At 73.0% G+C, this 15096-nt stretch carries 12 protein-coding genes; 8 read left to right on the plus strand and 4 right to left on the minus strand.

Annotation, left to right across the window (positions count from 1 at the left end):
- Positions 1 to 46: 46 nt before the first annotated feature.
- Positions 47 to 244: a response regulator gene (locus tag H9X80_RS08140; RefSeq protein WP_204793845.1), complete on the plus strand. Its 198-nt coding sequence runs from the start codon at positions 47 to 49 to the stop codon at positions 242 to 244.
- Positions 241 to 813: an ATP-binding protein gene (locus H9X80_RS09395; protein WP_204793846.1), complete on the plus strand. Its 573-nt coding sequence runs from the start codon at positions 241 to 243 to the stop codon at positions 811 to 813. The genes H9X80_RS08140 and H9X80_RS09395 overlap by 4 nt, the downstream gene beginning before the upstream one ends.
- A gap of 23 nt (positions 814 to 836) precedes the next feature.
- On the opposite strand, the gene H9X80_RS08150 is transcribed toward H9X80_RS09395, so the two are convergent.
- Positions 837 to 1565, minus strand: a complete 729-nt coding sequence (locus tag H9X80_RS08150) for a C39 family peptidase (protein WP_239471832.1) — start codon at positions 1563 to 1565, stop codon at positions 837 to 839.
- A 222-nt stretch (positions 1566 to 1787) separates the two neighbouring features.
- Between H9X80_RS08150 and H9X80_RS08155 the strand changes: the two genes are divergently transcribed.
- Positions 1788 to 2015 carry a hypothetical protein gene (locus tag H9X80_RS08155; protein ID WP_204793847.1) on the plus strand — a complete coding sequence of 76 codons (228 nt, stop codon included), beginning with the start codon at positions 1788 to 1790 and terminating at the stop codon, positions 2013 to 2015.
- Positions 2016 to 2349: 334 nt separating this feature from the next.
- On the opposite strand, the gene H9X80_RS08160 is transcribed toward H9X80_RS08155, so the two are convergent.
- Positions 2350 to 3510 carry a M20/M25/M40 family metallo-hydrolase gene (locus H9X80_RS08160; protein WP_204793848.1) on the minus strand — a complete coding sequence of 387 codons (1161 nt, stop codon included), beginning with the start codon at positions 3508 to 3510 and terminating at the stop codon, positions 2350 to 2352.
- A 641-nt stretch (positions 3511 to 4151) separates the two neighbouring features.
- Between H9X80_RS08160 and fucO the strand changes: the two genes are divergently transcribed.
- On the plus strand, positions 4152 to 5315 hold the full coding sequence (fucO, locus tag H9X80_RS08165) for a lactaldehyde reductase (protein ID WP_204793849.1): 1164 nt from the start codon (positions 4152 to 4154) through the stop codon (positions 5313 to 5315).
- Between the two features lie 179 nt (positions 5316 to 5494).
- A complete protein-coding gene (locus H9X80_RS08170) occupies positions 5495 to 6733 on the plus strand; it encodes an Mbeg1-like protein (protein ID WP_204793850.1) in 1239 nt (412 codons plus the stop codon).
- A gap of 40 nt (positions 6734 to 6773) precedes the next feature.
- Here the strand turns inward: H9X80_RS08170 and H9X80_RS08175 are convergent, their stop codons facing one another.
- Together H9X80_RS08175 and H9X80_RS08180 are read right to left on the minus strand one after the other, a co-directional pair.
- On the minus strand, positions 6774 to 7139 hold the full coding sequence (locus H9X80_RS08175) for a phage holin family protein (RefSeq protein WP_204793851.1): 366 nt from the start codon (positions 7137 to 7139) through the stop codon (positions 6774 to 6776).
- A 104-nt stretch (positions 7140 to 7243) separates the two neighbouring features.
- Positions 7244 to 8098 (minus strand): HAD family hydrolase, encoded by an 855-nt coding sequence (locus H9X80_RS08180; RefSeq protein WP_204793852.1) that lies wholly within the window; start codon positions 8096 to 8098, stop codon positions 7244 to 7246.
- A gap of 237 nt (positions 8099 to 8335) precedes the next feature.
- Here H9X80_RS08180 and H9X80_RS08185 point away from each other — a divergent pair, with 237 nt between their 5' ends.
- From H9X80_RS08185 to H9X80_RS09180, 3 genes are all read left to right on the plus strand, one after another.
- Positions 8336 to 8629: a YerC/YecD family TrpR-related protein gene (locus tag H9X80_RS08185; RefSeq protein ID WP_204793853.1), complete on the plus strand. Its 294-nt coding sequence runs from the start codon at positions 8336 to 8338 to the stop codon at positions 8627 to 8629.
- Positions 8630 to 8933: 304 nt separating this feature from the next.
- On the plus strand, positions 8934 to 12218 hold the full coding sequence (locus H9X80_RS09175; protein WP_239471834.1) for a PD-(D/E)XK nuclease family protein: 3285 nt from the start codon (positions 8934 to 8936) through the stop codon (positions 12216 to 12218).
- A partial coding sequence (locus tag H9X80_RS09180; RefSeq protein ID WP_342590899.1) for a UvrD-helicase domain-containing protein occupies positions 12215 to 15096 on the plus strand: 2882 nt, incomplete at its 3' end. The genes H9X80_RS09175 and H9X80_RS09180, both read left to right, overlap by 4 nt.

Genomic DNA, 15096 nt, shown 5'->3' on the forward strand with positions numbered 1-15096 from the left:
TTCCGGCGCGGTGCCGGGTGCTGGGAACGGGCGGACAGGGGGCGACATGCACGAGCGGGTGCTGGTGGTGGACGACGAGCCGGAGATCTGCGAGCTCGTCGCCGTCTACCTCGAGGCGGAGGGCTTCGTGGTCGAGTGCCTCCACGGCGGCGCCGCGGCGGTCGCGCGCGTGGAGGACGCGTCCGCCCCGGCGATCGACCTTGCGGTCCTCGACGTGATGCTGCCCGGCGCGAGCGGCTCGTGAACGAGTTCTTCGACATCACGCGCTACAGCCTCACGCACATCGAGCTCGAGCTCGCGCCCGTCGACCTGGCCGGCCTGCTCGTCCAGCTGGCCGACGAGTTCTACCCGGCGCTCGAGGCGCACCACAACGTGGCGCACGTGGTGGTGGCAGGCACCGAGCGTACGGTCGAGCGGCCCGGCGAGCCGCTCGTGGTCACGGCCGACGCGGCACGCCTGGCCCGCGTCTTCGGCAACCTCATCAAGAACGCGATCGCTTACAGCGACGAGGGCACGCCGATCGAGGTGTCGGCCGAGCTCGGGGAGGACGCCGACCGCGTGGTGGTGTGCGTGAGCGACACCGGTGCCACGATTCCCAGCCACAAGCTGCGCTCGATCTTCGACAAGTTCTTCCGGCTCGACGAGTCCCGCGCGAGCGCCACGGGCGGGGCGGGCCTCGGCCTGGCCATCGCGCGCGAGATCGTGGGGCTCCACGGAGGGGAGATCTCCGCCACGAGCGCGTCCGGGCGGACCACCTTCACCGTCGAGCTGCCGGTGGATGCCGCGGCGGCAGGTTCTTCTCGCCGGGGGTGACGCGTCCGTGACACGCGGCCGGCTCAGGCGGAGAGCGCCCAGAGGTTCGCGCACTGGTCGAGCACGCGGTCGAGGTCCCAGGTCTGCGCCGTGCGCTCGGCGCTGTTCGGGTCGCGCACGACGACGCGCCCGTCCGCGTCCAGCCTCGCCAGCACGATGAAGTGGCCGGTGGTGGTGAAGTCCCCGGGGCGCATGCTGCAGATCACGGGGCGGCCGTCCGCCAGCGCCGCGCGCACGCTGGCCTCGTCGGCGGGCAACTCCTCGGAGCTGAGGCCGAGCGCCGCGGCGCCCTCGGTCATGAGCGCCCAGGTGGTCATGCCGTCGGCCACGTAGCCGCCCCGCTCGGCAAAGGCCGCCACCTCAGCGGGCCCGCGGTCGGTGCGCCCGGTGAGCGCGACGTAGGCCATGGCCAGGCACGTGGGGCCGCAGCCGTTCTTGGCGATGGTCCCGCCCGCGTAGGGGAGCTCGGCCCAGGCCGGGTCGGTCTGGTAGAGGCGCGGGACCTCGCCGGCCCGCCACGTTGGGCGTGGGTCGGAGGCGGCGGGCTCACCGGAGCCGGTGCTGCCCGCTCTGTCCGCCTCGCCCGTCAGGGAAAGGGCAGCCCAGGTGACCCAGGCCACTGTCAGCGCCATCGCGGCGGCGAGAAGCACCAGCGGGGCCCGCACGTGTCTCCGGCGACGACGGGCGTAGCGGGCGGGAGCGATGCGCATGCGGCTGGGGTCGGGGCGTGGCGTGCGTCTCATGGGTCTCATGGGTCCTCCTTCTGTCCGGGACCCATGCTGGGGCGTGCGGCCATAAGGGGGCATGAGCCGATTCCTCAGCTTTTCCTAACGCAAGCTCAGGCTGGCGGCGGCTCAGGTAAGCCCATGTTTAAGCATGCGTTACAAGTTATAGCGGTTTTGTCAAGTACGTATCCGTGAGCGGTAGCAAAGGGTATAACGAACGTGTCCCACAACACCGAAAGGAGGGAAGGCATGACCAAGATCAAGGACATGAACAGGCGCCAGCGCAAGGTGCTCGACGCGTGCCACAACGGCTGGTTCATGGGCGGCGAGTACCGCGCGCTCATCGACGGCCACGAGCGTCGCTTCTGGGCCGACAGCAAGCAGCTCCTGTTCAACGACGTCGACCAGTGGTTCTCCTCCCACGAGCAGAACCACGCGGACTCGCCGCTGCTCGTCAAGTGCGTGCGTGCGGCGTAAGCGTCCCACACATCCCATCCGGGAGGAGGAGCCTGCGGGCTCCTTTTTTATGCCGCGAGCGAGGACGGGTGCCGCAGGGCGTTGTTGGGTGTTACTGGGACCTCGCCGCACCGCTTCCGGACGTTTTCCTATCCCAGACCGTCCAGAAACAGTACGTGCTCCGGCGGGGCACCGTAGCCGGACGTTTCCCCCTCCCGAACCGTCCGAAAACAGTGCGCCTTCTCAACGGGGTACCGCCACCGGACGTTTTTCCACCCCAGACCGTCCGAAAACAGTGCGCCGCCCCGGCAGAGAGGTTCTTCTCGCCGTGTGACGGTGGCCGTGTGACGGTGCCCTAGAGCGCGGTCGCGTGCTCGAGCATGAGGGCCAGGATGACGGCAAGCCCGCGACGCAGGCTGTCCTTCTCGACCCACTCCTCGCGTGTGTGAAGCAGGTCGCCGACGACGGTCCCCACCGTGTGCGCGGGGATGCCCAGCGAGAAGGGGATGTTGGCGTCGGTCGAGGACTCGTGGTGCTCCGGCGTGACGCCGCCGAGCTCGCGGATCACCTCGTCGGTGCGGGCGATGAGCTCGTCCTGGCCGGCGGGCACCACCTCGCCGGAGGCCGGGCGGCGCCCGATGAGCTTGGCGTCGATGCGGGTGTGCTCCTTGAGGTGGCTCTCCACCAGCACCACGAACTTCCCGTACATCTCCTCGAGGCACTCCTCCGAGCTCGAGCGGTACTCCACGAGCACACTCGCCTCCTCGGCGATGGAGTTGACCGTCGTGCCGCCCACGAAGCGCCCCACGTTGACGGTGGTCTTGGCGCGGGTGGGCAGCTCGAGCGCGTAGAGGTCCTCGATGAAGGAGCAGAGCGCCTCGATCGCGTTGTCGCGCCCGAAGTTCTCCCAGGAGTGGCCGCCCTCGGTGTGGCAGACCACGCGCCAGCGGTGGCTGCCCACGGCGTGCGTGACGTGCGTGCCCAAGTAGAGGTCGAAGCTCGTGAACTCGGCCACGCGCCCGGCGTAGTGGCGGAAGAGCTCGCGCGTGCCGGCCAGGTTGCCGAGGCCCTCCTCGCAGGAGTTGGCCACCACGAGCAGCGGCCGGTCGAGAAGGACCTGGTTGTGCAGCAGATAGCGCGCAGCCAGGAGCAGGCCCACGAGGTTGGCGGTGTCGTCGCCGACGCCGGGGGCCAAGAGGCGCGTGGCGCTCTCGGCCAGGGGCAGGGGCTCGGTGTCCGGGAAGACTACGTCGGTGTGGGCGGCAAAGACCGCGATGCGGTCGTCTGCGGCCCCCGGCCCCGCCGGCAGGCTCAAGATTACGTTCTTGGCCTCGTCGATGCGCACGGCACCCACCGGCGCGCCCTGGGCGAGCAGCCAGTCCCGGACGAACTCGGCGCGCCGCTCCTCGTGGCCCGAGGGCGCCGGGATCTGCGCGAGCGTCCGCAGGAGCTCGAGCTCCTCCTCGTGGCACTCGTCTGCATAGGTGGTCGCGATGGCGCGGATCTTCTCGTTCATGAGGGCTCCTGTCAGGCTGTTTGCAAAGCTAGGGTAGCGCACTCGTGCCGGGGCCGGCCATCAGGCGCGTGCGATTGCGGCGAGCGGCCGTATGGCGGGGGCGAGCCGTCAGCGTGGGATGGCCTGCGACTGCCTTGCGAGCACTGATGGCGCCGGCGGTATGGCGCTGCGTCGCTGCAGAATCCGGGTTCTTCTCGCCGTCCTTCTCGCCGTCCTTCTCGCCGCGTCGGTGCCCTTCTCGCCGCGCATCATATTTTGGGACGCGTTCCCTCGGGCGGCCTGTTAGGAATCGTCGCATCTTTGGTGGTTTTGGGGTCTTTGGTTAAGAATGGGGGCATCTTAGGCCCTCGACACCCAAAGATGTGGCGATTCTTAACGCCGTGGCTAACGCGGGGGCTCGAGGCCACGGGGCTCGGGGCGACACCGCCAGGGCCTGTCACGAGGGGGCGAGAAGGACCGTGGGAGACGGCCGGGGTCTCGGTGGAGGGGCAGGGCTCGGAAACGTGAGCCGTCCGCGGCCGTCCCTCGCCGACGCCTGCCTACCACGTGCGGAAATCTCGTACCGTCTACGTCTCCATCTCGGGCATAGTTTCCCGCGGCGCGCGGTCGCACGTCAGCATCCTGAATGAGGAGGAAACCGCATGGCAGTCAACCGCTTCGTGCTCAACAACATCTCCTACCACGGCTCCGGGGCCATCAAGGAGATCCCCGGCGAGCTCACCCGCCGCGGCTACCAGAAGGCGTTCGTCTGCTCCGACCCCGACCTCGTGAAGTTCGGCGTCACCGCCAAGGTGACCGACCTCCTGGACGAGGCCGGCATCGCCTGGAAGCTCTACTCCGAGATCAAGCCCAACCCTACGATCAAGAACGTGCAGGACGGCGTGGCCGCCTACCAGGCCTCCGGCGCCGACTGCATCGTGACCATCGGTGGCGGCTCCTCGATGGACACCGCCAAGGCCATCGGCATCATCGCCGAGAACCCCGAGTTCGCCGACGTCACCTCGCTCGAGGGCGTGGCCCCCACCAAGAAGCACGCCGTCTTCACCATCGCCGTGCCCACCACCGCCGGTACCGCGGCCGAGGTCACGATCAACTACGTGATCACCGACCCGGAGAAGGTCCGCAAGTTCGTCTGCGTCGACGTCAACGACATCCCCGACGTCGCCGTCGTGGACCCCGACATGATGGCCTCCATGCCGGCCGGCCTCACCGCCGCCACGGGCATGGACGCGCTCACGCACGCCATCGAGGGCTACACCACCAAGGGCGCCTGGGAGCTCTCCGACATGTTCCACCTCAAGGCTATCGAGATCATCTCCCGCAGCCTGCGCGACGCCGTGGCCGAGGCCAGAAGCGGCCAGCCCGGCAGCGGCCGCGAGGGCATGGCGCTCGGCCAGTACATCGCCGGCATGGGCTTCTCCAACGTGGGACTCGGCATCGACCACGCCATGGCGCACACGCTCTCCGCGCACTACGACACCCCGCACGGCGTGGCCTGCGCCATGCTGCTGCCGGTGGCGATGGAGTACAACAAGCCGGTCGTGGCCGAGCGCCTGGCCGACGTGGCGCGCGCGATGGGCGTGGACACCACGGGCATGACGGTCGACGAGGCCGCTGACGCTGCGATCGCCGCCGTGCGCCAGCTCTCCGCCGACGTTGACATCAAGCCCACCTGCGACGGCCTCGTGGAGGCCGACCTCGACCAGCTGGCCGAGGACGCGCTCGCCGACGCCTGCTTCCCGGGCAACCCGCGCGACGCCGACCACGCCGCCGTGGTGGAGCTCTTCTGCAAGGTGATGGCGTAGCGACCGGATCTACGGGAGGGGCCTCGCCCCTTGCACGCAAGCTGCTTCGCGCGGAAGCGCTCAGGAAGCTTGCTTAGCAAGGGGCGAGGCTCCGTCGCTTCGGGGCTTCTTGGCTGCGGGGTTGGGGCTGAGGGGTGTGCCTGGCTGAAGGGTTGGGGCTGGCGAGAAGGACGGTGTGAATGGCCGACATCCGCGACTACCTCGAGCTGCGCGGCGACATCATGCTTGCCGAGCGGCCGTTCAACGACGTCGACAACCTCGTGCTGGCGACGCTCTCCTACCTCGACCTCACCGGCATCGTGGGCGGGCCGGGGGAGCGGGGCGTGCCGGCGGCCAACGCCTGCGAGCGGCTGATCGAGCTCGCAGGCGGAGAGGCGGCCTCCCGCGTCCGCTCGCTCGCCACGGTCGACGAGCGCTTCGTCCGCGCGCTCGCCGCCTCGGCGCGCTTCGGCGGCGCCACGCTCTCCGACTACGTGGACGTGCGCGACGGCGAGCGCGTGATGCAGTTTGCCGCGGTGACCGTGGAGCTCGCCGACGGCCATAGCTACGTGGCCTTCCGCGGCACCGACGCCACGCTCGTGGGCTGGCGCGAGAACTTCATCCTGAGCTTTGCCGTAACCGAGGCACAGCGCGCCGCCGCGGCCTACCTCGTCCGCGAGCTCGAGCGCGCCGCGGCGTCGGGTCGGCGCGTGCTCGTGGGCGGCCACTCAAAGGGCGGCAACCTCGCGGCGTACGCGGCAGCGAGCTGCCCGGTCGCGCTCGCGGGCGCCCTCGAGCGCGTCTGGAGCAACGACGGCCCCGGCATGGACCGCTCCGTGATGCCCGTGAGCTGCCACGAGGTGATGGGGGAGCGCTACCGTCGCATCATCCCGGCCTACAGCGTGGTCGGCCGCCTCCTCGCCGAGGACGCTCCCGCCACGATCGTGCGGAGCTCGGCCGCGCGCACGCTCCAGCACGACCCGCTCACCTGGCAGGTGGGGCCGGCGGGCTTCGTCGAGGCGGACGGCCCTGACCCGGAGTGCCTCGTCGTGACGCGCGCCTTTGCCTCCTGGCTCGCGCGCCTCGCTCCGGAGGACCGCCGCCGGCTCACCGACGAGCTCTTCGACGCGCTCGCGGCCGGCGGGGCGGAGCGCTTCGACGACCTGCTTTCAAGTCCCGCGGCCGCGCAGAAGGTCCTCGCGGCGCTCGGCGGGGTGGACGCGCGCACCCGCGACGCGGTGTTCGCGCTGGTGGGGGAGATCGCGGGCGCGTCGGCGGCCGCCACCTGGGACGCGGTGGTGCGCGGCGCCCAGCAGGGGGCCTCCGAGCTCACCCGCGCCGTTGCCGGCAGGCTCGCGCCCGGCGAGAAGGACGGCGGCGAGGAGGACGACGTGCGGGGTAGCGCGCCCGACAGGCAGGGCGACGGCCCTGTCGCGTAGCCGAGCCGCTGGTTCGGGCCCGCCTCCCGCCGCGGCGTCGCTAGTCGTCGGCCCCGACGATGCCGCCGACGATCACGCTCACGATCGAGATGACGATCGACCCCAGGATCGCCGAGAAGAGCGAGTCGATGGCGATGCCGGCGTGGAAGATGTTGCGGGAGAGGTAGCTCGCGAGCTCGAGCACGAAGGCGTTGACCACCAGGTAGAAGATGCCCAGCGTGAGCACCGTGACGGGGATGGCCAGCACCTGCAGCAGCGGCTTGATGGTGGCGTTGAGCAGCGCGAGCACGAGCGCGCAGAAGAGCGGGCCCAGCCACGAGCCGCCCACCGGCACGATGCCGGGGACCAGCCACACGGCGACGGCGCAGGCAACGGTGAGGACGAGCCATCGGGCGATGAAGCGCATGGGGACCTCCTTGGGTCGTAGGGGGTTGGGGCGTCCGTGGGACGGGGTGCAGGCCGAGGCGCGCCTCGAGGTGCGCGGGGCGGCCCCAGGGTTCTTCTCGCCTGCTAGCCGAGCTGCGCCCGGCGGGCCGCGAGGATGCGGTCTGTCACCACCGCCACGCCGCGGTCGTTGTTCGAGGGGGCGCGGAAGCGGGCGTGCGGCTCCATGCGCGCCTCGGCGTTGGCCATGAGGTAGCTGTGGCCGACGAGCTCGAGCATCTGGGCGTCGTTGTCGGTGTCGCCGAAGGCCGCCACGTCGGCGGCCGAGACGCCGAGGTGCTCGCAGAGCCGGGCAAGCCCCGCGCCCTTGTCGACGCCGTAGTTCATCACGTCCACCCACACGGGCCCGCCGCAGGTGACGGAGAGCCGCTCGCCGAAGGACGGCGCGAACTCCGTGGCGCACGCCTCGACGGCGTTGGCCTCGGGCAGGTAGACGGTGTACTTGTTGACCTCGACGCCGCGCGCGCAGAGCCCCTCGAGCTCGTCCAGGTAGACGATGTTTCGGTAGAAGGTGTGGAAGAACTCGTCGTAGGACCGGTCGCAGGTGCGCACGTAGCAGGCGTCGAGCCCACAGACCGTGGGGATGCCGAGCCCGCGGCCCAGCGTGAAGTCCAGAAGCTCGTCGACGGTCTCGGGCGCGATCAGGCTCTTGAAAACCACCTCGCCCCGGCAGACCACCGCGGCCCCGTTGTCCGAGACGAAGCCCATCTCGTCGTCCAGGCCCTCGAACATGCCGCGCAGCGTGTAGAGCGGACGGCCGCTCGCGGCCACGAAGGTGACGCCGGCGTCGTTGAGCGCGCGGATGCGCTCGGGCATGCCCGCGGGCATGGACTTGTCGTCGGCGAGCAGCGTGGCGTCCATGTCGCTCGCGACGACGCGGATGCCCGCAAGGTCGGTGTCGGCCTCGTATCCCAGCAGCATGTGCCCTCCCTGGCGTGGGGGTTGTGACCGCACCATTCTAGCGTGCGGGCGGCGCGCGGTCGCCGGGGCGCCGCGGCGTGTGGCGGGGAGGTGATGGGGCTGGCGCGCGGGCGCGGGGTGCGGCGGCGCCCCCGTCCGGCCCACCTGCCCCGTGCGGCGACCGCCCGGCGGCGAGTCTGGCGCGCGGGCGCTCCAGTGCGCTAAAGTGGACGGCACGGACGGAACTAGGAGGTGCGCATGACGGAGCCAGGCAGGGAGAGCGAGGACGAGGTCAGAAGGCTGCTCGAGGCGCTCTGTTCCCTTCGGACGCCCGAGGAGGCCCGCGCGCTTCTCGCCGACCTGTGCACCCCGCGCGAGGTCGAGGACCTCTCGCAGCGGCTCGAGGTGGCGCGCCTGCTCTCGGCCGGCACCTCCTACGTGGACGTCTCGCACGCGACGGGCGCCTCGTCGACCACGGTGAGCCGCGTCTCGAAGTGCCTGAACGGCGAGGCGGGCGGCTACCGGATGGTCCTGGCTCGCCTGGGGGAGTAGCGCCGCCGACGGGCTGCCCCGTTTCCGCTTTCCTTCCGTCATCCACCCCAGCCGAGGTAGATAATCGTCGTCATCTCAGACCGGTTGACCGCGCGACCTGCGGTTTCTTCAGCACTACAAAGATTTATCACCCTGCGCCCAGGCATATGACCCGGGGGCGAGGGCCGATGGCCCGGGCGCAAAAGGCCCGCGCCGACGCGCCGCCCCGGCCGGAGGGAGTTGTTGTCCGGCCCGTGCGCTAGGATTGAGCGAGAAGAACGACCGGGCGCCCGCTCGCCCGGGGACCCCGAACGAAAGAGACCCCATGCCCCTGACCCTGGTGAGAACGCCCGACGAGCGGCCCTGCGGCCCCGACACCCTGTGCCTGCTGCGCGCGGCGCTCGCCGCGGCCGGCCGCGTCGTGCTGCTGGTGCCGTCGTTTGCCCAGGCGCTCGACGCCCAGCGCGTGCTCGCCGCGGCCGGCGGCCTGGCGCTCGGCGTCACCGTGAGCACGCCGGGCGCCTGGGCCGAGGAGCGCTGGGGCGTCTGGGGCGACGGCCGCCGCCTGGTGGGCGATGTCGCGCGCGACGTGCTCGCGGCCCGCGTGCTCTCCCGCGCGGCGACGCGCCCGGGCACGGCGGTCGCGGACACCCCCGGCACGGCGGCGCTCCTCGCCGACCTCGCGCGCCGCGGCCTCCCGTGGCTCGCGGGCGCCGAGGTGCCCGCCGGCGTCACGGATGCCGAGGCCGCCGTGGTGGCGCTGCTCCAAGACTACGCCGCGGAGCTTGCCGCCCGCGGCCTCGTGGAGCCCTGCGAGGTCCTGGCGTCGCTGCCGGAGGCCCTCGACGCTGCCGATGCCGCCGTGCCCCCCGTGGTGCTCGCGGGCTTCTCCGAGCTGCGCCGCCCGGAGCGCGAGCTTGTCTGCGGGCTTGCCCGCGCGCACGAGGTGACGGTCATGGCACCGCGCTCCGGCGGCCCCGCCACGGCCCAGGCCGAGCGGGCGCTCGCCGCCCTCTGCGAGCTCGCCCGCTCCCGCGGCGTCCTCCTTGGCGAGAAGAACCTGCCTTCCGCGCAGGACGCCCCACAGGACGGCGCCCCGCGCGCCGCCGAGCTCGCCGCGCTCTCCGCGGCCCTCTTCCGTGCGGACGCCCCTACCGTGGCCCCCGCCGGGGCGGTGCGCCTCTTGCTGCCGGCGGGCCCCTCCGCCCGCGCCGAGCTCGTGGCGCACGAGGTGGAGGCGCTCGTCGCGGACGGCGCGCGCGAGGTCGTCATAGCGGCGCCGGACGCGCCGTCTGCCTGGCGCGCGCTCGCGCCGCGCCTGGTCGCCCGCGGCGTTACGGCGCGCGCACAGCTCAGCGTGCCCATGCCCCAGCTCGAGGCGGGCCGTGCTTTCCTCGAGCTCGCCCGCGGCATGGCGCGGCTCGCCGACCTCACGGCCACGTGGCCCGCCGCGCGCCCGGTCCCGGGCGCCCCGCGCGCCGGCACCGTGCGCGTGGAGCTCGAGGACATGTCCTGGTGGCCCCCGCGCGACCTCTCGGACTACCTCGTGTCGGACGTCTCCCACGTCCCGGCCGCCCGCGCGCGCCGGCTCGACGCGCAGTGGCGCGGCAACCGCCTGCTCACGCCGCAGGTTCTTCTCGACCAGCTCGCCTCAGAGCGGGAGACCTCGCCCGAGACGGCAGCCGCCGTGCGCGAGCTTCTGCGCGGCCGGATTGGCTCGGCGGCCTCCAAGCTGCTCGCGCCCTTCGCGCAGGGCGAGAAGCGCGGCGCGCCCGGCGCCGCGGAGGCCGTGGCCGCACTCACCGCAGTCCTTGACGTGGCGCGCTCGCTGAAGGAGCTCGGCCTCACCGCGGACCCGGAGGCGCCCGGCCACGTGGCGCTCTCCGAGCTCGTGGAGCTTGCCGCCGCCGCGCTCGAACGGACCGTCTGCACGCTCAGGCCCGAGCGCACGGCCGCCGGCGCCCGCGCGGTGGTCACGGTCGAGGGCGTGCGCGCCGCGGCCCGCCGCGCGCCGGGCTCGGTCGACGCGCTCGTGCTGCTGGGCCAGACCTCAACCGAATCCGCCCTCCCCGCCACCGACGACGTGCGCTCTGCGCTGCTCGCCGCCTACGGCGTCGAGGACGTCCCGCGCCCGATGGAGGCCGAGCGGGCGCGCTTTGCCGCGCTCGTGGGGGTGCCGCGGGGGGTCCTTCTCGCCGAGCGGCCGCTCTTCGGGGCGGACGGCAAGGAGTGCTACCCCTCCGTGATGCTGACCGAGCTTCTGGCCTGCTACGGGATAGACGCGGCGGCGGGCGCGGACGAGCTCGCGGCCGCCCTCGGCGACGCTGCCTGCTCGCGCTCAGAGACGTGCGTGCGCGAGAACGCCTCCGCCGCCGGCCGCGCCCCGCGCCTCGAGGCGACCGAGCGGCCCGCGCCGGCCGGCAGAATCGGCGCCGAGGAGCGCGTGTGCGTCTCCCCGCCGCCCGAGGGCGTGGCCGCCGAGGACGCGCGCCCTGTGCTCTCCGCCTCGCAGATAGAGACCTACCTCGAGTGCCCCTACAAGTGGTTCAGCCTGCGCCGCCTGCGCCTGCGCGACGCCGACGCGGGCTTTACCGGCGCGGAGATGGGAACCTTTGCCCACCGCGTGCTCGAGCTCACCCACCGGGAGCTGCTGGCCCGCGCCGTGGAGCGTGCGGAGGGCACCCACGCCCTCGCCGACCTGCGCACCGCGCGGCCCCGCGCCCTGGAGGACCTGGAGTACCGCGAGCTTGTGGAGGAGCTCGCCGCCCGCGCGCAGCAGGTCCCGACGGTGCGCCTGCCGGGCCCGGCCGCCGACGGCCCTGAGGCGCTCGCCGAGGCGCGCGAGGTCCTCTCCGAGGAGTTCGACCTGCACCTCTCCCACCAGTACCAGCTCGTGGGGGGCCGCCGCCCGCTGCCGCAGGCGCTCGTGCCGCACAGCGCCCAGCAGGCGGGACAGCTCGAGCGGCTCCGGCGCGACCTGCTGTCGCTTCTGGACTTCGAGTCCGAGGCGCTCACGGGCTTCGAGCCGCGCCTCTTTGAGTGGGGCTTCGGCCGCGGCGGCGCCGAGGTGAGCTACGCGGGCGTGCGCCTCACGGGCACCGTGGACCGCGTGGACGTGGACGCGCACGGCCAGGCTGTGGTCATCGACTACAAGCACAAGTCTGACGCCGGCTTTGCCGCCGAGTACGACGCCTTCGGCAAGGACGGTGCGCCGAGCGAGGGCTTCGTCCTGCCGCGGCGCGTGCAGTCGCTCATATACGGCCAGGTGGCGCGCCGGGCCTTCCCGGACCTCACGGTGCGCGCGGCCGTCTATCTCTGCACCAAGGGGGCCCATGCAATCGCCGGCGCCGTGGACGAGAACCTGGCCGACAACGTCTTCGGCGCGCGCCCGCTCACGTCCCAGCGCACGAGGCGCGTCTGCGTGCCGCGGGCGGCGTCCTTTGGGCGGGAGGGGCAGGGCGGCATGGAGGCCCTGCTCGACGCCTGCGAGGAGGCCATCGCCGCGCGCATCGAGCGGCTGCTCGCCGGAGACATCGAGGCCGCGCCGGTGGACGCCGACGCGTGTCAGTTCTGCCCGGTCCTCAACTGCGAGAGGAGGCTGCGCAAGTGAGCGAGAAGAACCTCGGGGGTGCGGCGGCCGGCGTCTCCGGCGCCGCGGCGGGAGGTCCCGGCGCGGACTCCGCCGCTGCGAGCGTTGCCACGACCCCCGCCATCGACCTCTCCAGCCTCAACGAGCGCCAGCTCAGGATAGCCACGACGCTCGACCGGCCGCTCTTCGTGGAGGCCGGCGCCGGCTCCGGCAAGACCTTCACGCTCACCCAGCGCGTGGCCTGGGCGCTCTCGCCGGGCTCCGGGGAGGGGGGACGCCCCTACCTCGACGGGCTCGACCAGGTGCTCGTCATCACGTTCACCGAGGCCGCCGCGCGCGAGATCAAGGAGCGCGTGCGCGCCACGCTGCGCCGGGCGGGCATGGCCGAGGCGGCGCTCTCCGTCGACGACGCCTGGATCTCCACGATCCACGCCATGTGCCGGCGCATCCTCTCGCGCCACGCGCTCGACCTCGGGCTCGACCCGTCCTTCTCGGTGGTGTCCGACGCCCGCCAGGAGGCCCTCTTCGACCGCGCGATGGACGACGTCATGCGCGCCGCGCGCCGCGACGAGGCCTTCGCTCCCGTGCTCGCGGAGTACGAGCTCGGCGGCCGCACGCCGCAGGGCGCCTACACCGGCGCGATGGGCGTGGTCGCGCGCCTGGTGGCCGAGGCCGGCGGGCCGGGCGCGCTCTCGTGCGCGCCGGGCGCGGACGCGGGGCCGGCGCGGGCCGTCCACGAGCTCGCGATGCGCGTGGAGGAGCTTGCCGCGCTGCCGCTCACGCCCGCCGCGCAGCAGAAGGTGACGCCCGCGCTCGAGGCCCTGCGCGCCTTCGAGGATCTGGACCCTGTGGAGCGCACGCCCGAGGCGGCCGCCCGGGCGCTCGCGGCCGTGAGCCTGCCGCAGGCCCGCGGGCAGATCAAGGAGGCCGTGGCGGCCGCCAAGTCGGCGCTTGCCCTGGCCCGCGCCGAGCTCGTCTTCAGCCGCGTGGCCCCGCTCGCGGACGCCCTGCTGGGGCTCGCGCGCCGCGTGGCGAGCCGCTACGACGAGGTCAAGCGCGCGGAGCGCTGCCTCGACAACGACGACCTCGTCCGCCTGGCCCTTCTCGCCGTGCGGGACGTGCCCGCGGTCCGGCGGGACTACGCCGGCCGCTTCCGCCTGGTGATGGTCGACGAGTTCCAGGACACCGACGAGGCGCAGCTCGAGCTCATCGAGCTTCTCTCCGGCGAGGGCGCGCGCCACCTCTGCACCGTGGGCGACGCGCAGCAGTCCATCTACCGCTTCCGCGGCGCGGACGTGGGCGTGTTCGTGGGCCGCGGCCAGGGGGTGGGGGAGGACCTGCGCGTGCGGCTGGACACCAACTACCGCAGCCATGCCGACGTGCTCGCCTTGGTGGAGCGCGTCTGCACGGGCGGGGACGGGCCCGCATGCGGCACGATGTCCGGCTTCATGCACCTGGACGCCAACCCCGGGCGCAAGGACCGCTACCGTGCCCGTGACCTGCCGCGCATTGACCTTGAGGTCTGTACGGGGCCGGCGCGCATGGGGCGTCCCGCCCGCCAGCAGACGGCCGCGACGGCGGCGCAGGTGGCCGACGCCCTCGCGCGCTACCGCGACGCGGGGGAGCGCCCGGGCGACATGGCGCTGCTGCTCGGCGTGACCACCCACGCCGACCTCTATATAGATGCCATCCGCGCCCGCGGGATGGAGTGCGTGGTCACGGGCGGCTCCACCTTCACCGGCACCGACGAGGTCAAGGTGGTCCGTGCGCTGCTCCACGCGCTCGCCAACCCGGCAGACACGCAGTCCGGCCTCTTCCCGCTGCTCGCGAGCGAGATGTTCGGCCTGGACGCCAACGACTTCTGCGAGCTCGGCACCCGCACGCAGGACAAGCTCGACGCGCCCACCAAGCGCGGGATCGACCGAGGCCTCGCGTCGATGGAATTCTTCGGCGGGCGCGAGCCCTCGGCGCGGCTCGCCCGTGCCCACGAGGTCATGACCCGCGCCCTCGAGGACGTGCGGCGCCTGCCGGTGGCCGACGTGGTGGAGCGGGCCGTGCGCGACTCCGGCTGGCTCGCTCGGCTCGAGGCGGGCGACGCGGAGGGCCTGGCCCGCGCGGCCAACGTGCTCGCCGCGATACGCTACGTGCGCGACCTCACCTCCAGCCTCGGGCTCGGCGCGGCGCGGGCGGCCTTCGAGTTCGACGCCTGGCTCGCGGCGGCCAAGGTGCCGCCGGCCTCGCTTGCGGGCGGCGACGCAGGCGCGGGCGAGGGCACGGTGCGCGTCATGACGATCCACGCCTCCAAGGGCCTCGAGTTCGGCGTCTGCGCGGTGGCCGAGTGCTGGGGCAGCCGGCGTGGGAGCGGCTCCGTTGCGGTGGGCCCGGCCCCCGGCGGCCGCCGCGAGTTCGTCCTGCGCCCCGGCGAGAAGGACCTCCCCAAGTGGCTCTCTGCGGTGGACCCCGAGGAGCTGGAGCCGAGCGCCGACCGCTCGGCGGTGCCGCCGCTTACGGCCCGCTACCTCGCGCTGCGCGCCGCAGATGACGAGGCCGACGCCGCCGAGCGCGCCCGCCTGCTCTACGTGGCCCTCACGCGTGCCCGCGAGGCGCTCGTGGTGGGCGTCTCGGCCGCCACCGGCAAGGAGGGCGTCTGCTTCGAGCTGGCCGCGCAGGCCCTCGAGGCGCTCGGGGTGGGGGAGTGCGAGCCCGGCGCGCGCCCCCTCGACTACGGCGGCAGTGCGCCGGCGCGCCTGCGCTGCGTGAGCCTGTCTCCGGACGGCGACGGCGGCTTCGTGGCTGACTCGGGGGGTACGCTCCCGGGCTTCGACGGGCCCGTCCCGGCGGACCCGGCCGCGCTCGTGCGCTGGGGCCTCGGCGAGAAGGACGGGGCGGCGGCTGAGGG

This window comes from Olsenella profusa, from assembly GCF_016900315.1.
Classification (GTDB): Bacteria; Actinomycetota; Coriobacteriia; order Coriobacteriales; family Atopobiaceae; genus Thermophilibacter; species Thermophilibacter profusus_A.